1 protein-coding gene is annotated in these 243 nt (G+C 66.3%); it reads left to right on the forward strand.

Features of this window, described 5'->3' with window-relative positions:
* On the forward strand, positions 1-243 hold a 243-nt coding region (locus N7568_RS25080), incomplete at both ends, for an ATP-binding protein (protein WP_306423173.1).

Raw genomic sequence — 243 nt, forward strand, 5'->3', positions numbered from 1 at the left:
AGCTGGGTCTTTCTCCGGTGGAAGTGCGGACCGTGGTAGTGGATTCCACTGGCTTTGGGCCTGAAGCCGCAGCCCGGGACGCCCGTCATGCTTCGTTGGAGTCCTCCGCCGATGACCTCCGCTGCGACGCGATCTTGTTGGGCCACACCCTGGCTGACCAGGCTGAACTGGTGCTTCTCGGTTGGGCCCGTGGTTCCGGGACGCGATCCCTGGCCGGTATGAGGCCTGCCCGTGGACGCCTGC

This window comes from Paenarthrobacter aurescens (assembly GCF_025421775.1).
Taxonomy (GTDB): domain Bacteria; phylum Actinomycetota; class Actinomycetes; order Actinomycetales; family Micrococcaceae; genus Arthrobacter; species Arthrobacter aurescens_B.